The 16,753-nt window shown below is 55.9% G+C and carries 16 protein-coding genes; 8 read left to right on the forward strand and 8 right to left on the reverse strand.

The genetic code is table 11. The annotated features are described in order from the left end of the window. Positions 1 to 85: 85 nt before the first annotated feature. Entirely contained in the window at positions 86 to 640 is a 555-nt protein-coding gene (locus tag AAC632_RS09650) for an LOG family protein (protein ID WP_340251129.1), read from the forward strand. Here AAC632_RS09650 and rarD read toward each other — a convergent pair. From rarD to AAC632_RS09680, 6 genes are all read right to left on the reverse strand, one after another. Beyond that, the gene (rarD, locus tag AAC632_RS09655) at positions 625 to 1,497 is read right to left on the reverse strand and encodes an EamA family transporter RarD (RefSeq protein WP_340296560.1); all 873 of its coding nucleotides are present in this window, start codon (positions 1,495 to 1,497) and stop codon (positions 625 to 627) included. The two genes, AAC632_RS09650 and rarD, sit on opposite strands and share 16 nt — an antisense overlap. 175 nt (positions 1,498 to 1,672) lie before the next feature. Further along, positions 1,673 to 2,275: a superoxide dismutase gene (locus AAC632_RS09660; protein ID WP_340251125.1), complete on the reverse strand. Its 603-nt coding sequence runs from the start codon at positions 2,273 to 2,275 to the stop codon at positions 1,673 to 1,675. Positions 2,276 to 2,355: 80 nt separating this feature from the next. Further along, on the reverse strand, positions 2,356 to 2,913 hold the full coding sequence (locus tag AAC632_RS09665) for a sarcosine oxidase subunit gamma (RefSeq protein ID WP_340296558.1): 558 nt from the start codon (positions 2,911 to 2,913) through the stop codon (positions 2,356 to 2,358). Then, positions 2,906 to 5,908 (reverse strand): sarcosine oxidase subunit alpha family protein, encoded by a 3,003-nt coding sequence (locus tag AAC632_RS09670; protein WP_340296556.1) that lies wholly within the window; start codon positions 5,906 to 5,908, stop codon positions 2,906 to 2,908. Before AAC632_RS09670 ends, AAC632_RS09665 begins: the two co-directional genes overlap by 8 nt. Then, positions 5,905 to 6,225 carry a sarcosine oxidase subunit delta gene (locus tag AAC632_RS09675; RefSeq protein ID WP_317654691.1) on the reverse strand — a complete coding sequence of 107 codons (321 nt, stop codon included), beginning with the start codon at positions 6,223 to 6,225 and terminating at the stop codon, positions 5,905 to 5,907. Before AAC632_RS09675 ends, AAC632_RS09670 begins: the two co-directional genes overlap by 4 nt. 43 nt (positions 6,226 to 6,268) lie before the next feature. Next, positions 6,269 to 7,513: a sarcosine oxidase subunit beta family protein gene (locus AAC632_RS09680; RefSeq protein ID WP_340251119.1), complete on the reverse strand. Its 1,245-nt coding sequence runs from the start codon at positions 7,511 to 7,513 to the stop codon at positions 6,269 to 6,271. Here AAC632_RS09680 and ccmI point away from each other — a divergent pair. From ccmI to AAC632_RS09695, 3 genes are read left to right on the forward strand one after another with little or no spacing between them, the layout of a single operon-like run. Then, entirely contained in the window at positions 7,512 to 9,002 is a 1,491-nt protein-coding gene (ccmI, locus tag AAC632_RS09685) for a c-type cytochrome biogenesis protein CcmI (protein WP_340299912.1), read from the forward strand. The genes AAC632_RS09680 and ccmI overlap by 2 nt on opposite strands. Then, positions 8,999 to 9,490, forward strand: coding sequence for a Holliday junction resolvase RuvX (ruvX, locus tag AAC632_RS09690; RefSeq protein ID WP_340296552.1), 492 nt, complete (start codon positions 8,999 to 9,001; stop codon positions 9,488 to 9,490). The genes ccmI and ruvX overlap by 4 nt, the downstream gene beginning before the upstream one ends. Before the next feature lie 14 nt (positions 9,491 to 9,504). After that, positions 9,505 to 9,735 carry a DUF1289 domain-containing protein gene (locus AAC632_RS09695; protein ID WP_340296550.1) on the forward strand — a complete coding sequence of 77 codons (231 nt, stop codon included), beginning with the start codon at positions 9,505 to 9,507 and terminating at the stop codon, positions 9,733 to 9,735. Here the strand turns inward: AAC632_RS09695 and dusA are convergent. Both dusA and AAC632_RS09705 read right to left on the reverse strand, forming a co-directional pair. Beyond that, positions 9,732 to 10,730: a tRNA dihydrouridine(20/20a) synthase DusA gene (gene dusA / locus AAC632_RS09700; RefSeq protein ID WP_340296548.1), complete on the reverse strand. Its 999-nt coding sequence runs from the start codon at positions 10,728 to 10,730 to the stop codon at positions 9,732 to 9,734. The genes AAC632_RS09695 and dusA overlap by 4 nt on opposite strands. 25 nt (positions 10,731 to 10,755) lie before the next feature. Then, positions 10,756 to 11,286, reverse strand: coding sequence for a GNAT family N-acetyltransferase (locus tag AAC632_RS09705; protein WP_340296546.1), 531 nt, complete (start codon positions 11,284 to 11,286; stop codon positions 10,756 to 10,758). Between the two features lie 208 nt (positions 11,287 to 11,494). Between AAC632_RS09705 and AAC632_RS09710 the strand changes: the two genes are divergently transcribed. From AAC632_RS09710 to AAC632_RS09725, 4 genes are all read left to right on the forward strand, one after another. Continuing rightward, a complete protein-coding gene (locus AAC632_RS09710; protein WP_340296544.1) occupies positions 11,495 to 12,985 on the forward strand; it encodes a SulP family inorganic anion transporter in 1,491 nt (496 codons plus the stop codon). A 12-nt stretch (positions 12,986 to 12,997) separates the two neighbouring features. Continuing rightward, a complete protein-coding gene (locus tag AAC632_RS09715) occupies positions 12,998 to 13,870 on the forward strand; it encodes a universal stress protein (protein WP_340296542.1) in 873 nt (290 codons plus the stop codon). A gap of 104 nt (positions 13,871 to 13,974) precedes the next feature. Beyond that, positions 13,975 to 16,128, forward strand: coding sequence for an FAD-dependent oxidoreductase (locus tag AAC632_RS09720; protein WP_340296540.1), 2,154 nt, complete (start codon positions 13,975 to 13,977; stop codon positions 16,126 to 16,128). Continuing rightward, complete coding sequence (locus AAC632_RS09725) at positions 16,125 to 16,742, forward strand: CDP-alcohol phosphatidyltransferase family protein (protein WP_340296538.1); 618 nt, start codon at positions 16,125 to 16,127, stop codon at positions 16,740 to 16,742. Before AAC632_RS09720 ends, AAC632_RS09725 begins: the two co-directional genes overlap by 4 nt. The last annotated feature ends 11 nt before the right edge of the window (positions 16,743 to 16,753 follow it).

Here is a 16,753-nt window from a genome sequence, read left to right on the forward strand (position 1 = left end):
TAACATCGCCGCAACAGTTGAGCCCTTTGTCGAACGCGGCTATCACAGAACCGACCAAATATGCAAAAACCAAAGGATAGGCCCGATGCGCGATTTTTCAGTTTGTGTCTTTTGTGGCGCGCGGGACGGGGCAAATCCCCTTTATGCAAAGGCCGCGCGCGACTTAGGCCTTGGGATTGCAAAGGCGGGAATGCGCCTTGTTTACGGGGCTGGTGATGTTGGGCTTATGGGGCATATCGCCCGCGCCGCGCAAGAAGCAGGTGGTGACACATTCGGGGTCATCCCAACCCATCTGATGGCCCGCGAGGTCGGCAAACGCGACCTGACGCGTTTTGTCATCACCGAGACAATGCATGAGCGCAAAAAGGTGATGTTCATGAATTGCGATGCGGTCGTGATGATGCCAGGCGGCGCTGGTAGCTTGGACGAGTTTTTTGAAGTGCTGACATGGCGGCAATTGGGACTCCATGATAAGCCCATTATCCTCATGAACACCGCAGGCTATTGGGACAGGCTGACCCATCTGTTGCACCATATGGTCACAGACGGCTTTGCCGATGCCAGCCTGTTGGGCTTTGTTGAAACGGTAGATACGCCTGCCGACACATTGGCGCGGCTCTCTGCCTATCGCGCTGCGTGAGGGCGCATAGCCCCTACCGAATAGATAGCGAGTCCTGACCAGATCATTAGAAACGTAATTGTATGCCAAAGCGTCATAGCTTCGCCAAAAATGAGAACAGCCACGCTGAATTGTATTGTGGGATTAAGATATTGCACTAATCCGATTGTCGATAATGCAGTACGTTTCGAAGCATAAGAAAAAAGTATCATCGGTATAGCCGTCAGCGGCCCTGACAGTATCAATAAAATCAATTCTGTAAGGTCGGGAGAAAAGCCACTTTTGGTAGAATAGAGCCATGCAAGGTATGCCATAGCGAGTGGCATCAGTAGTGATACCTCTGCGGTCACCGAAACTACGGGTCCAGCAATTACGTGACGTTTGATTAAGCCATAAAAACCGAAGCTGAATGCTAAAATCAATGAAATCCAGGGCGCGACACCCAAGCCTAAGGTTAGTTGTACCACCGCAAGTCCCGCCAACAATACAGCGATCTTCTTTGATCTCGTAAACGGCTCTTTTAAAATGAATGCCCCAAGCGCTACGGCCACCAGCGGAAATATATAAAAACCGAGCGAACTTTGCATCAGATGGCCAAGATTTACCGAAACGATAAAAAAATACCAATTTGTTGAAACCAAAACTGCAGCAGCAAATACTTGAGATAACGAACGTTTGTTAGAAAGCACGACGCGCAATTCGCCAAGACGGGACTGGATTGATAAAACTATAACAAAGCAAACAGCTGACCATATCGTGCGGTGCGCAAGGACTTCTGAGGAAGTAATGTCCGACAGTAATTTATAATAAAGCGCGGAGAAGCCCCAAATCACGCAGGCCCCCACCATCGCCAAAACGCCTTTGGTGGCCTCTGTCATGAAGCATCGCCTTCGGTTCTGTGATTATGATCACATGTGAGGGGGGATTACGGGGGAGGTCAAGGGGGGGCATTTGCGATCGATGCCCACCTTTGCATTAAATCTGACGGGAAAAGAAAAAACCCCCCGCTTTCGCGAGGGGTTATTGGTTCAATGAACGCTGCCTTCAAAGGGCTTAGCCCATCCGAGAGGCCACGTTTTCCCAATTCACGAGGTTGTTCAGGAAATTGTCCAAATAGGCAGGGCGCTTGTTGCGGTAGTCGATGTAATAGGAATGCTCCCACACATCGCAGCCCAACAGGGCCGTTTGACCAAAGCAGAGCGGGTTCACGCCGTTTTCGGTCTTGGTAACCTTAAGGCCGCCATCTTTGTCCTGCACCAACCAGCACCAGCCCGCACCAAACTGACCAGCGCCTGCGGCGGCGAAATCAGCCTTGAACTGATCAACCGAGCCAAAACTATCAACCAGTGCCTTTTCCAATTCCGATGGCATGGCCGACGAACCTGGTCCCATCATTTCCCAGAACTGCACATGGTTCCAATGCTGGCTTGCATTGTTGAAGATGCCGTTTTGGGCCACAGCGCCTGCCTGATAGGTGCCTGTGATGATTTCTTCAACAGATTTGCCTTCCCATTCGGTTCCTGCAATCAGCTTATTGCCATTATCGACATAGGCCTTGTGGTGCAGGTCGTGGTGAAATTCCAATGTCTCGGCCGACATCCCCTTTGCGGCAAGCGCATCATGGGCATAGGGCAGGTCAGGAAGTGTAAAAGCCATGGGTTTATCCCCTCGTCTCGCGGTTTCAATTTCTAGACCACAGATGGGGGGCATAGCCCCCAAAGGTCAAGGGGGGCAGATCAGAAATACCCCACCTCGCCGCCTTTTGCGCCAGAGACGCGGAGCAGGTCATGGACATATTGTTTGACCGAACGAAACGCAAAAAGCCGCGCTGTCTTTGGATCGGTCAACCAAACTGCGGCTGCCGCCTGTGCCACGCGACTGCGGCGCAATTCACCAACCCCAAAACTGTCGGGATGAAAATCCGCGGGCATCAGTTTGGCCAAACAATCGCGCAATGCGCCCGCTGTGGGTGCGGTGATCTCAAACACCGCGCGCGCATCGGACATATCGAGCGCCAAATGATGCAGCTTGGCCAATTTCTTGTCCAAACTGGCGACATGGGCAGCGCATTCCGCATAGGGGCAGAGGATCATCACCTCGTCATGTGACATCCATGCGACCCCATAGGCGCCCTTCTCAAGGATTGCGCGCGGGGCGGGCATGGCAAGGCCCGTGATGGCCTTGACCGCTGTCGCCACAGTTTTCTGGGACAGATCTGCACGCAAGGTGATCATCCCTTGCAGTGGCAGTTCGCTGACGCTGACATAAGGTGTTAGGGTGCTGAGATCAGACATTTTGCTTCTCCCCCTCGGGATCAAAGAAGATGGTCGAACAAATCCGTGCCTTGATCTGACCACCCTTACCATCGGTGAGATTCACCACCTCGCCTATGCGATCAGGGCCATTATGGATCAGCGCCATCGCGATCCCGCGTTTCAGGGTTGGTGAATAATAGGTCGATGTCACCCGCCCTTGGACATTGTTCTGACCATTGGCGTTTTTGCATGCGCGGATCACATAGGCACCATCTGGCAGAACCCCACCATCCAGCGTCTCAAGACCGACCAATTTCCACCGATCAGGATTATCCATGAAACTCCGCGCCTGTGCGCGTTTGCCCAAATAATCCTCTTTCTTTTTGGAAATCGCCCAATCAAGGCCCAAATCCTGTGGGATTACAGTGCCATCAGTTTCATCCCCGATCATGATAAAGCCCTTTTCTGCCCGCATGACATGCAGCCCTTCGGTGCCATAGGGGGTGATGTTCCATTCTGCGCCCGCCTCAATCAGGCTTTTCCAGAAATCCAATCCCTGACTTGCAGGAACAGCGATTTCAAAGGACAGTTCACCCGAGAAGGAAATGCGGAACACCCGCGCCTCAAACCCGCCGATTTTCGCATCTGTCCACGCCATAAAGGGCAGTGCTTCTGCCGACAAATCCGTGTCAGAGCCGAGCTTTTCCAACAGCTTGCGCGCATTAGGGCCAACCACGGCCACCTGTGCCCATCTTTCGGTCACATTGGCCGTGTATACCTTAAAGTCCCACCATTCGCATTGCAGCCAATCTTCCATGTGGGCGTGGATGTGATCAGCCCCGCCTGTGGTGGTATGCACGAGGAACGTCTCTTCATCGAGACGCGCCACAACGCCGTCATCCATCAAAAAGCCGTTCTCATTGCACATAAGACCATAACGGCAGCGACCCGGTTTCAGGGTGCTCATCATATTGGTGTAGAGCATATCCATGAACCGCCCCGCATCAGGCCCTTTGACGATGATCTTGCCCAAGGTAGATGCATCAAGCAGACCAAGTGAGCCGCGGGTGGCATTGATCTCGCGGGTCACAGCTGCGTGGCGATCTTCCCCCGCCCGTAGATAGCTATACGGGCGCCTCCATTGACCCACGGGCTCAAAATCAGCGCCATGTTCTACGTGCCAGTCAAAGATCGGGGTGCGGCGCAGCGGTTGGAAAACCGCGCCACGCGCCTCTCCTGCGATGGCCCCCATGGAGATGGGCGTATAGGGTGGGCGGAATGTGGTGGTTCCCACAGCAGGGATTTGCGCCTGAAGCGCATCAGCAAGCACCGCAAGGCCATTGATATTGCTGAGCTTTCCTTGATCGGTTGCCATTCCCAAGGTGGTGTAGCGTTTGGTATGCTCAACGCTTTCATAGCCCTCGCGCGCGGCCAACTGAACGTCAGACACTTTCACATCGTTTTGGAAATCCAACCACATTTTTGCGCGTTTCTGAATGGGCGCGCGGGCGGGCATGATCCAAATCGGGGCCAAGGCCCCCAATTCAGGCTCGACCACTTTGGGCAGGCGCGATTTCACCGCTTGACCTGTGGCGGCAGCAACAGCCGCCTGCGCGGATTTCATCGAGGCTGCTGCAGTGGAATGCCCGTCTGCCGCCCCTGCCACAAAAACAAACCCTTCGCCATCATGGCTGAGCGGCGGGCGTGTAGGATCGGGGCGGAAACAGGCCTGCGCCTCATCCCAAATCAGCTTGCCACCGCAATGTGACCACAGATGCACCACAGGCGACCATCCGCCCGACATGCCGACCGCATCACAGGCGATGACCTTGCCCGTGCTGCCATCACTGTCTTGCGCGCAGATTTTTACGCCAGTGACGCGCTTGCCCCCTTGCGCCTCCGCAACGGCCATCCCCTGCTTGATCGCAATCCCCGCAGAACGGGCGGCTTCAATCAAATCGCCGGTCGCAGCAGGGCGTGGATCGATAATGGCGACAACCTCAAGACCCGCCTCTTTGGCGACCAAAGCACTGCGATAGCCATCATCATTATTGGTGGCAATCACGATACGCTTGCCGGCAGCCACACCGTAATTGACGATGTAATCGCGCAAGGCGCTCGCCAACATCACGCCCGGAATATCATTGCCTGCAAAAGACAGCGGGCGCTCGATTGCACCTGTCGCAGTGATGATGCGTGCGGCGCGAATGCGCCACAACCGATGACGTGGGGCATCAACGCTCGGCGCATGATCCGTCACGCGCTCATAGGCCAAGGCATAGCCGTGATCATAGACCCCTGCCCCCATAGTGCGGCTGCGCAAGGTGACATTCTTCATCTTGCCAAGGGCGGCCAATGTTGCGGTGATCCAGTCATCCGCAGATTTACCGCCCAATTCGATCCCATCGACAGGCGCGCGGCCACCCCAATGGGCGGTTTGCTCAACCAAAAGCACCCGCTTGCCTTGCTTGCCTGCGTCCAACGCAGCCTGAAGCCCTGCAATCCCACCGCCAATGATCAGAAGATCAACATGGGCGTAGAAATGCTCGTAACGATCTGCATCGCGATCTTTGGGCGCTTTGCCCAAACCCGCGGATTGGCGGATGATGGGTTCAAACACATGCTTCCAAAACGGGCGCGGGTGGATGAATGTCTTGTAATAAAAGCCCGCAGGTAAAAACCGCGCGAGGTAGTTATTCACCACGCCGATATCGTTCTCAAGGCTTGGCCAGTGGTTTTGGCTTTGCGCCTCAAGCCCCTCGAACAATTCGGTAGTGGTCACGCGTTGGTTTGGCTCAAACCGCGCATCACGGCCCAAACCGACAAGCGCGTTTGGTTCTTCCGCGCCCGAGGCCACAATACCGCGCGGGCGGTGATATTTGAACGAGCGGCCCACCAACATCTGGTCTTCCGCCAAAAGCGCAGAGGCCAGCGTATCCCCCGCAAGCCCGCGCATTTTTTGGCCGTTAAATTCAAAAGAAACCGTGCGGGCCTTGTCGATCAGACGGCCGCCTTGAGGCAAACGATGGCTCATGTCAGGCTCCAATCAGGGCGTTTTGCCTGTATCTTTGCGATAATCTCTTTGGGGGGTTCGGGCGTTTGTGCGCTATAGGTTCCAAACACCTCTAGGGTTGCGGTGCAGCGCGCCGCCAAGAACCATTTGCCACAGCCATATGTGTGCCGCCAGCGTTCAAAATGCACGCCCTTTTGGTTGTGCCGCATGAACAAATAACCTTCAAAATCCTCATCCGAGGATCCAGGGCCAAAGCGTTTAAGATGCGCCTCACCGCCTGGGGAAAGTTCAGTCTCATCGGCGGAGACACCGCAATAAGGGCAGGTCAAAAGCAGCATAGCTGAACCTCGCTTTGGTAAATCTTAAACATCAAGGCAGGCATCAATGCGCCACCCCTGCGGCCACGCTTTCATCAATGAAGCGACCCTCGCGGAAGCGGTTCAGGCCAAACTCATCGGCCAAAGGTGAATGCCCTTTGGCCATAAGTTCCGCCATCGCCCAACCTGATCCGGGGATAGCCTTGAACCCGCCCGTGCCCCAACCGCAGTTGATAAAGCAATTTTCAACAGGGGTTTTCGAGATAATCGGGGAACGATCCCCCGTCATATCGACAATCCCCCCCCATTGGCGCAGCATCTTAAGGCGCGAAATCATCGGGAATGTCTCGACCAAGGCGCGCACCGTCTCCTCAATATGCTGGAAAGAGCCGCGCTGCGTGTAGTTGTTATAGCCATCCGCGCCGCCGCCAATGACCATCTCGCCCTTGTCAGATTGGCTCATATAGCCATGCACCGTGTTGGCCATAACCACCACATCCATGCAGGGTTTAATAGGTTCGGATACAAGCGCCTGCAGCGCAACCGATTCAATAGGCAGACGGAAGCCTGCCATATCGGCCACATGGCTGGAATGACCCGCCACCACGATGCCCAATTTGTTACAGCCAATCCGACCTTTGGTGGTTTCAATTGCGCTGACTGCGCCATTTTCGCGGTGGATGGCTGTGACCTCGCATTGTTGGATGATGTCCATCCCCATCGCGGAACAGGCTCGCGCATAGCCCCATGCCACCGCATCGTGACGCGCTGTGCCGCCGCGCGCCTGCCACAAACCACCCAAGACAGGATAACGCGGCCCCTCAAGATGGATGATCGGGCAAAGTTCTTTGACCTCGCGCGGGGTGATGAAGCGTGTCTCAACGCCCTGCAGCGAATTTGCGTGTGCCGTGCGCAAATAGCCGCGCTTTTCATGCTCGGTCTGCGCCAACATGATCACGCCGCGCGGGCTGAACATGATGTTATAGTTCAAATCTTGGCTCAGGGTTTCATAAAGGCTGCGCGATTTCTCATAGATCGCGGCAGACGGATCTTGGAGATAGTTCGAGCGAATGATCGTGGTATTGCGCCCCGTGTTCCCGCCGCCAAGCCAGCCCTTTTCAATCACGGCCAAATTGGTGATGCCAAAATTCTTACCCAAGTAATAGGCCGTAGCCAAACCATGGCCGCCTGCGCCAATGATGATCGCGTCATACTGGGCCTTTGGTGTTGGGTTACGCCACGCGCGTTCCCAACCTTGGTGATATCCCAATGCCTCTTTGACGATGGCAAAGACAGAATAGTGGCGCATGGCGAAAGACACTCCTGAAAACTTGCCCCTGTTTGGCCCTGTTCGGGACGCAAAAGGATACTGCGGGCGGCATATTTGCGCGCAAAAACGACCAGATGCAAAACGCAATTCCTGCATTTCTTGCCGTGCTTTGCGGGCCTGCGCAAGATGGTCGCGGCTTTGTGTCACGATTATCCTTTTGATCTGCGGGCCAAGGGCTTACATCTGGGCCAAGACGACATTTCGCAGGAGAATAGGCTTGATGGTTTTCTGGATCACAACTGCTGCAATTTCTGTGGCAGCTATCTTGATTTTGCTGCGTGCTTTTCTGCGCGGCGTATCCGAGACAACCCCAACCGAAGCCTATGATGTGCAGGTCTATCGCGACCAATTGCAGGAACTTGAGCGCGATGAAGCGCGTGGCGTGCTATCGCCGCAAGATGCAGAACGCGCGCGCGCCGAAGTTTCGCGCCGCCTGATTGAGGCAGACCGCGCCCTGCAAGCGGCCCAAGAGGCGGGAACGGGCCTAACCAATGGCAAGGTTCTGATCCCTGTGGGTTTAGTCGCAACGCTGGCTTTTGCGGTTTTGGTCTATGCGCAATTGGGGGTGCCCAATTATCCAGATATGCCGATTACAACCCGCATTGAACGGGTCGAAGAAAATCGCGCCACCCGCCCCTCACAGGCCGAGGCGGTGGCCGAGGCTTCGGTGTCGGCCCGCCCTGCCATCCCCGAAAACCCAGAACTTGAGGCCTTGGTTGAACGTCTGCGCGCGATTATGACGGAGCGGCGCGATGACCCAATAGGGTGGCGCCTCTTGGCGGAAAACGAGTTGCGCCTTGGCAATTTCGAAGCTGCCGTGGCCGCGCAAGAACAGCTTGTCGGCCTGCTTGCCCCAGAAAGCCCAGAGGGCGTGGCCGCAAGGGCCAATCTGGCGGAAATGATGATTTTGGCGGCGGGCGGGTATGTTTCGCCCGAGGCTGAAGCCGTGTTGACCGAGACCATCGCGCAAGAGCCACGCAATGGAACCGCGCGCTATTACATGGGCCTCATGTATGCCCAAGGGGGCCGCCCTGATCTGGCCTATACAATCTGGCGCACTCTTTTGGCCGAAAGCACGTCTGATGCACCATGGCTTGAACCCATCCGTTTGCAGATTGAAGAAGTAGCCTTCCTTGCGGGTGATCCCATCAATGTGGATGACCTGCCTCAACCCCGCCGTGAAGACGCCCCTCTTCGCGGCCCCGATGCTGCGCAAATGGAAACCGCAGCTCAAATGAGCGCCGAAGATCGCGCTGCAATGATTGAGGGCATGGTTGGCAATTTATCGGCCCGTTTGGCCAATGAGGGTGGCACTGTTGAAGAATATGCACAGCTGATTACGGCCTTGGGTGTTTTGGGCCGCCTTGATGAAGCGCGCACGATTCTGGCTGAGGCGCGCGCAAATTTTGCGGGCCAAGACGGCGCTGCGACAGTGCTGAACACTGCCGAGGCAGGCCTGTCCCAATGACCGAGGGTTTTGTCGACCTTCACGACTTTGCCGCGGCCACAGCGCCGCCCGCCGCGATTTTGGGTTTGGATTTTGGCACCAAAACCATTGGCATTGCCATCAGTGATTTGTTCCAAAGCGTTGCAACCCCTTTGGTCACAATCAGGCGCGAGAAATTCACCCAAGACGCCGCCGAATTGGCGAAACTGGTGGCGGCACGCGATATTCGCGGCCTGATCCTTGGCCTGCCCCGCAATATGGATGGCAGCGAAGGCCCGCGCGCCCAATCAACCCGCGCTTTTTTGCGCAATATTGGCCGATTTGAGGGTCTGTCGCATTTGCCTGCCGCGTTTTGGGATGAAAGATTATCCACTGTGGCCGCCGAAAGGGCGCTTTTAGAGGCGGATACGTCCCGAAAACGTCGCGCCGAGGTGATTGATGCGGTCGCTGCAAGCTATATATTGCAAGGATCACTAGATCGCATGCGGGTCATCCGCAGCGCAGAATAGAGGCAGGGCAGGCAATGGTGGATGAGGTTTGGTCGCGCGAAGAAATCGCTTCGCCTTGCATAAAAATCTGCCTTGTTCATCCGACCGAACGGATTTGCACAGGATGCTATCGCACGATTGATGAAATCAGCACATGGGGCCGCAAGTCACCCGAAGAACGCGCTGACATCATGAAGGCCCTGCCAAGCCGTGCAAATCTTTTGACCAAGCGCCGTGGCGGGCGCGCGGCACGGGTGCCAAACTAGGCAGGCTCACTCATCATTTGCATCGCGCGCGCAATCACCTTGGGACTTGCATCGGCTGTTTGTGCCTCGGTCGATAAAATGCGCCGCCATGCGCGCGCGCCAGGCTGCCCCGAAAATAGTCCCAATATATGACGCGTCACATGATGCAACCGCCCGCCTTGCGCGATATGGCGCTCGGCATAGGGGATCATCGCATCGGCCACCTCATGCGCCGACAGCGCTATGCGCGGGTCATGAAAAATCACTGCATCCGCGTGGCCCAAGATCACATAGGGGCTATGATAGGCCGCGCGCCCAACCATTACCCCATCAAGCCCATCCCTGAGGTGGGATGCGACCGCGCCTAGATCCTCAACACCGCCATTGATCGATAGAAGCAGGTTCGGAAATTCTTCCTTCATGCGCCGCACCAAGGCGTAATCAAGCGGCGGGATGGTGCGGTTTTCCTTGGGGCTTAGCCCCTCAAGCCACGCTTTGCGTGCGTGAATTGTCAGACGCCTGACCCCTGCCTCTGCCATCTGTTCCAAAAATGCGGGCAAAATCTCGGCGGGGTTTTGATCATCAACCCCGATGCGGCATTTCACCGTCACCTCGACAGTCGCAGCATCCTGCATGGCCCGCACGCAATCTGCGACAAGCTGTGGGGTTTTCATCAAAACCGCCCCAAAACAGCCCGATTGCACCCGATCAGACGGGCACCCCACGTTGAGATTGATCTCATCATACCCATAGGGCGCAGCAATTTTCACCGCCTGCGCCAATTCGGCAGGATCAGAGCCTCCCAATTGCAGCGCAACGGGATTCTCGGCCGCATCATAGGCCAAATGCCGTGAAGCCTCCCCATTCACCAAAGCAGCGGAGGTCACCATTTCGGAATAAAGCAAAGCGTGACGCGACATCAGACGATGGAAATAACGACAATGCCGATCCGTCCAATCCATCATGGGCGCCACGCTGAGGCGGGCATTGTGGGTGAGGGTGAGGGTCTGGGTCACATCATTACCGCGTTGGTGGTGGGGCCTACCAATATGCGGGGTTTTGCAAGGCAGGCGCACAGGTCGCGGGGCCTTCTAGCGACAAAATCGGGGCCTTTGTCAAGGATTGTGCAACCCACCCTTGCGGTTGGCTTAACGGGTAAGGTGCGGGCAAAACCGCAGGGTCAATGGTCGCAAACCCCGTTTTTCCGTAAAACGCAGGGTCACCATATGTGACCACAATGTCGCCCACCAACTGTGACAGGGCGTAAGCAATCAACCCCTGCCCCACGCCCTGCCCCTGATGGTTTGGCAATACCGCCATTGGCGAGAGCAAGAACACAATTCTACTTATCTGCGGAAAATAGAGCCGCGTGAAAATGACCGCGCCCACGCACAGGTCGCCCTCATGGGCAATAAAGGCTGCGATGTCATTTTCTGGGGTAGTTTTGATTAAGTCAGCCGCGAGTGCTGATACAAATCCCCCCTCCTCCGCCCCTGCAGAGGCGGTGAAGCTTTTCAAAAACACATCCGCAAAGGCGGCGGGATCAGGATTTATGGCACGGCTATACTGCATCTTTGGCAGCGTTAGCATCGGGCATCACGAACTCAAGCCAAAATGCGACTTTGCCCTCTGGGCTTGGCAAGTTCGGCTTTTCCCCCTAAAACCCGCCCGAACAGCATAGGGGGCGCACTGGCCCCTCGCGGCCAAAATCAACGCTTGATCACGCTGATCGGATATGACCCCGCCTTGGCATTCCAAGGCCGGCAAGGGACTAGATTTGATGATATCTCTCGCGCATTACCGCCATGAATGGACGCATAATATCCGTGGCGATCTTTTGTCAGGATTGGTTGTGGCCTTGGCCCTGATCCCTGAGGCAATCGCCTTTTCCATCATTGCGGGTGTTGACCCCAAAGTAGGCCTTTACGCCAGTTTCTCCATCGCTGTGATTTGCGCAATCACAGGCGGGCGGCCTGGCATGATTTCGGCTGCCACTGCCGCCACCGCCGTTTTGATGGTGACATTGGTGCGCGATCACGGGCTGCAATATCTCTTGGCGGCCACGGTTTTGGCGGGTTTTTTGCAAATCATGGCGGGTCTTTTGCGGCTGGGCTATGTGATGCGCTTTGTTTCAAAATCCGTCATGACAGGATTTGTGAATGCATTGGCCATCTTGATCTTCACGGCGCAACTGCCCGAGCTTGACCCGCGCAATGTGCCGATTTTGACCTATCCCTTGGTCGCGGCGGGGCTTACGATCATCTACCTTTTCCCGCGTCTGACGCGGGCTGTTCCCTCGCCCCTTGTCACGATCATCGTGTTGACGGCCCTATGTGTGTTCATGGGGTGGGATGTGCGCACCGTGGGCGATATGGGACAATTGCCTGACACGCTGCCCGTATTTTTGATCCCTGATATCCCGCTGACATTCGAAACATTGCAGATCATTTTCCCGTATTCACTCGCCGTTGCGGTTGTTGGCCTGTTGGAAAGCCTGATGACACAGCAGATTGTGGATGATCTGACCGACACAGCGTCAGATCGCAATCAAGAATGCATCGGGCAAGGTCTGGCCAATTCCGCCACGGGATTTATCGGCGGGATGGCGGGCTGCGCCATGATTGGGCAGTCGATTATCAATGTAAAATCAGGCGGGCGCGGACGGCTTTCGACCTTTGTGGCGGGAATTTTCTTATTGATCCTCTGCGTCTCGCTTGGCGATGTTGTGGCGATTATCCCGATGCCTGCCTTGGTCGCGATTATGATCATGGTGTCGATTGGCACATTTTCATGGTCATCCATCACCAATTTGCGCGAGCATCCCAAATCCTCCTCTATCGTGATGTTGGCGACCGTGTTCTTTGTGATTTACACGCACAACCTTGCGATTGGCGTTTTGGTCGGGGTGCTTCTCTCTGGCATTTTCTTTGCGTGGAAAATCTCGCAGCTCTTTCGCGTTACATCGAGCATCACCGCCGATGGACGCCATCGCAACTATCGGATTGAAGGCCAGCTTTTCTTTGCCTCCTCCGAAGATTTTATGAAGGCCTTTGATTTCCGCGAAGCCTTGGATCGTGTCACCATTGATCTGACCCATGCCCATATCTGGGATATTTCATCCGTGGCAGCCTTGGATATGGCGATTTTGAAATTCCGCCGCGAGGGTGCTGAGGTTGAGGTCATCGGCCTAAACGAGGCCTCAGAGACCATCGTTGATAAACTTGCCATTCATGACAAACCTGGCGCTTTAGATGCGCTGACGGGCCATTGAGGGGATTGTGTGATGACCGATAAACCAAACCTGATGGCGCTTGTGGATGCCTCGGCCTATTCCGAAAGCCTGTGCCATTACGCAGCATGGATCGCGGGGCAGAACGCGTGGAAGGTCAAGCTTTATCATATCTTAGGTCGCCGTTCGGGGCATGATCGGGGGGATTATAGCGGCGCAATTCGCCTTGGTGCGCGCAGCCGCCTTTTGGCCGAGCTGTCACAAATTGACGAAGCCCGCGCAAAATTGGCCCAAGAGCAAGGCCGCGCTGTACTAGAGGATGCCGCCGCCCTTATCAGCGCCGAGGGGGTCGAGGTCGAAACTCGCCTGCGGCAGGGGGATCTTGTGGATACAGTGGCTGACAAAGAACAAGCGGCTGAAATGATCATGATCGGTAAACGTGGCGAGGCGGCAAGCCACGCCATGGCGCATCTGGGGTCAAACCTTGAACGGATTTTGCGCAGCGCGCACCGCCCCGTCTTTATCGCCAATCGCAGCTTTGCCCCTATTTCAAAACTTTTGATCGCATTTGATGGTGGGGTCTCTGCCACAAAGGCAGTCGATTATGTCGCCACTTTGCCCGCGTTTTCAAAGCGCGCCGTCACTTTGGTTTTTGCGGGAACACCAAGCGCCGAACAGATTACGGCGCTTGAGGCGGCAAAAAATCGTCTGACCGAGGCTGGAATGGGCGCAGACATCCTGATCGAGGCGGGCGAGCCCGAGCACCTGCTTGCGCGGCTCTGTGACAGTGACAGCAGCAGTGGCGCTGCCCATGATCTCTTGGTGATGGGGGCCTATGGCCACAGCCGTGTGCGCCAATTGATGATCGGCTCAACCACCACGCAGATGATCCAATCCTGCAAAGCCCCCGTTTTGGTCATGCGGTAACGCCCCTCTCACATGGGTGTGAGGGAGAGAAATAAGACTAGGCGCGCGCGGGATTCTTCGTCAAAAGCGGTGAAGCGCTGTCGAATGAGGCTAAGGGGACCACGATGAAAAAACGCGCTATAGCCGCATTTTTGGTGGTGCTGATTGTCTTGGGGTTTTGGGCTCTATCCGCGCTTGATTTATCCCTTGAGGGGCTGCGCGGCTTTGTGGATGGCGCGCAAATGTGGCGCGACCAAAATGCAGGGCTTTTGTGGGGCCTCTATTTCCTGATCTATGTGGCGGTCACCGCGCTGTCTTTGCCCTTAGCGGTTTGGATGACCTTGGGGGCTGGCGCAATTTTCGGTTTTTGGTCGGCGTTTTTAATGGTGTCCTTTGCCGCATCCCTTGGGGCGACCTTGGCCTTTCTCACCGCCCGCTATCTGGCGCGGGATTGGGTTATGGCCCGATTTGGCGCGCGGCTTGAGGGGGTCAATCGTGGGCTTGCGCAAGATGGGGCCTTTTACCTCTTTACCTTGCGCCTTGTGCCTATTGTGCCCTTTTTCGTAGTTAATCTGGTGATGGGCCTATCGCCGATGAGGGCCTTGACCTTTTACGGGGTAAGCCAAGTGGGGATGCTTGCAGGAACGGCTGTTTATGTGAACGCAGGGACGCAATTGGCAACGATCACAGCCGTTGCTGATATCCTGTCGCCCGCGCTGATTGGGTCTTTTGCAGCGCTTGGCCTTTTTCCATGGATTGCAAAATTTGCGATTGCGTGCATCAAACGCTATCGCGCCTATCGCCCCTATACGCGCCCTGCCCGTTTTGATCGCAATCTGATCGTGATTGGCGCAGGCGCAGCTGGTCTTGTTTCGGCCTATATCGCCGCTGCGGTCAAGGCCAAGGTCACCTTGGTTGAGGCCGGAGAAATGGGGGGGGATTGCCTCAATTTTGGCTGCGTCCCCTCTAAGACGTTGATCAAATCTGCCAAGCGCGCCCATGACATTGCCCATGCCGAGGAATACGGCCTCATCGCAGCGCCCCCCAAGGTGGATTTCCCGCGCATCATGGCCCGCATTCATGAGGTGATTGAAACCATCGCACCCCATGACAGCGCAGAGCGCTACGAGGGTTTGGGGGTTGAAGTGATCAAAGGCTATGCCCGCATCCGTGACCCTTGGCATGTTGAGATCACGCAAAATGATGGCAGCGTTGCGACCTTATCCACCCGCGCGATCATCGTGGCCACGGGCGCATCCCCGACCATCCCCCCCATCACGGGACTGTCCGATGTGCCCTATCTGACCTCTGACACATTGTGGTCAGAGATGAAAACCCGTGAAACCGCCCCACAATCCATGGTGGTTTTAGGGGGTGGGCCGATTGGCTGCGAATTGGCGCAAAGCTTCGCACGGCTTGGGGTTCAGGTCACGCAAATCGAACGCGCGCCGCGGCTTTTGACGCGCGAAGATGAGGAGGTCAGCGCCGCCCTTCTTGCCGCGATAGAGGGCGATGGGGTTGCCGTCAAAACAGGCTCCACGGCGCAATCCGTGAGCCTTGCGGGTGATCAGATTGCCGTGGAAATCGAAGGGCCAGAGGGCCGTGAGGTGATCCTTGCCGATGATCTTTTGGTGGCAGTCGGGCGCAGCCCGCGCCTGACGAGGTTTGGCCTTGAGGAATTGGGGATTGTCACAGATCGCAAGGTCGACACGAATGACTATTTGCAAACCCTTTTCCCCAACATCCTCGCCGCTGGCGATGTCGCAGGCCCTTATCAATTCACCCATACGGCAAGCCACGAGGCCTATTACGCCGCCGTAAACGCGCTGTTTGGGGATATTAAGCGCAGCAAAGCCGATTATCGTACCATTCCTTTTGCAATTTTTACCGATCCCGAAATCGCCCGCGTTGGCCTGTCTGAAAGTGAGGCCCGAACCAAGGGCGTGGCCTATGAGGTCACGCGCTACGATCTCGATGATCTTGACCGCGCCATTGCCGATGGCACCAGAAATGGGTTTGTAAAGGTGCTGACCGCAAAAGGCAGTGACCGCATTCTTGGGGCCACAATCATCGGGGCCGAGGCGGGAAATCTCTTGGCCGAATTCACCTTGGCCATGAAACACGGGCTTGGGCTGAACAAAATCTTGGGCACCATTCACATTTATCCAACCCTCGCAGAGGCGAATAAATATGTCGCGGGGAATTGGCGCAAAGCACGCGTGAACCCCCGCGCCCTTGCGCTGCTGCAGCGGTTTCACGCCTGGAGGTTGGGAAAATGATCGATGCCCGCCTATTGCCCCTGCAACGCCGCCTGGCCCGACCCTTTGCCGAAGCTTTGTATAAGGCCGGTATCAGTGCAGATCAGATCAGTTTGTTTGGCTTTGCTCTGGGGCTGTGCGCCCTGCCTGCGCTTGCCATGGGGCACTTTGGGCTGGGTCTTATGTTCATCCTGCTCAACCGCCTTTGTGACGGGTTGGATGGGGCTGTGGCGCGGATCGCGGGGCCAACAGATCGGGGCGCGTTTTTGGATATCGCGCTTGATTTTCTCTTTTACGCTAGCATCCCAATTGGGTTTGCGCTCTTCGATCCGACCCGCAACGCTCTTGCTGCTGCGCTCTTATTGGCTAGTTTCATTGGCACGGGCGTGTCATTTATGGCTTATGCGGTGATTGCCGCGAAACGCGGGTTGCACTCTTCAGCCTTCCCGCAAAAAGGGTTCTATTATTTGGGCGGCCTGACCGAAGGGGCCGAAACAATTGCCGCATTTGTGGTCTTTTGCCTTTTCCCCATGGCCTTCCCCGCCTTTGCGTTTATTTTTGCGGCGGCCTGCGCCATTACAACACTCACCCGCCTCATCGCGGCATGGGTGGCTTTTTCACCGAACACGCATTGAGAGAGAGACCT

Source organism: Roseobacter sp. HKCC-CH-9351 (assembly GCF_037830295.1).
Taxonomy (GTDB): Bacteria; Pseudomonadota; Alphaproteobacteria; order Rhodobacterales; family Rhodobacteraceae; genus M30B80.

What these genes read in the sequence shown, in the direction of transcription:
- AAC632_RS09670 (WP_340296556.1), bottom strand. Translation starts at nt 5,908, where the DNA reads ATGAGCCATCGTTTGCCTCAAGGCGGCCGTCTGATCGACAAGGCCCGC.
- AAC632_RS09650 (WP_340251129.1), top strand. Translation starts at nt 86, where the DNA reads ATGCGCGATTTTTCAGTTTGTGTCTTTTGTGGCGCGCGGGACGGGGCA.
- AAC632_RS09680 (WP_340251119.1), bottom strand. Translation starts at nt 7,513, where the DNA reads ATGCGCCACTATTCTGTCTTTGCCATCGTCAAAGAGGCATTGGGATAT.
- ccmI (WP_340299912.1), top strand. Translation starts at nt 7,512, where the DNA reads ATGGCGAAAGACACTCCTGAAAACTTGCCCCTGTTTGGCCCTGTTCGG.
- AAC632_RS09665 (WP_340296558.1), bottom strand. Translation starts at nt 2,913, where the DNA reads ATGTCTGATCTCAGCACCCTAACACCTTATGTCAGCGTCAGCGAACTG.
- AAC632_RS09720 (WP_340296540.1), top strand. Translation starts at nt 13,975, where the DNA reads ATGAAAAAACGCGCTATAGCCGCATTTTTGGTGGTGCTGATTGTCTTG.
- AAC632_RS09710 (WP_340296544.1), top strand. Translation starts at nt 11,495, where the DNA reads ATGATATCTCTCGCGCATTACCGCCATGAATGGACGCATAATATCCGT.
- AAC632_RS09660 (WP_340251125.1), bottom strand. Translation starts at nt 2,275, where the DNA reads ATGGCTTTTACACTTCCTGACCTGCCCTATGCCCATGATGCGCTTGCC.
- AAC632_RS09695 (WP_340296550.1), top strand. Translation starts at nt 9,505, where the DNA reads ATGGTGGATGAGGTTTGGTCGCGCGAAGAAATCGCTTCGCCTTGCATA.
- AAC632_RS09715 (WP_340296542.1), top strand. Translation starts at nt 12,998, where the DNA reads ATGACCGATAAACCAAACCTGATGGCGCTTGTGGATGCCTCGGCCTAT.
- AAC632_RS09705 (WP_340296546.1), bottom strand. Translation starts at nt 11,286, where the DNA reads ATGCAGTATAGCCGTGCCATAAATCCTGATCCCGCCGCCTTTGCGGAT.
- ruvX (WP_340296552.1), top strand. Translation starts at nt 8,999, where the DNA reads ATGACCGAGGGTTTTGTCGACCTTCACGACTTTGCCGCGGCCACAGCG.
- AAC632_RS09725 (WP_340296538.1), top strand. Translation starts at nt 16,125, where the DNA reads ATGATCGATGCCCGCCTATTGCCCCTGCAACGCCGCCTGGCCCGACCC.
- rarD (WP_340296560.1), bottom strand. Translation starts at nt 1,497, where the DNA reads ATGACAGAGGCCACCAAAGGCGTTTTGGCGATGGTGGGGGCCTGCGTG.
- AAC632_RS09675 (WP_317654691.1), bottom strand. Translation starts at nt 6,225, where the DNA reads ATGCTGCTTTTGACCTGCCCTTATTGCGGTGTCTCCGCCGATGAGACT.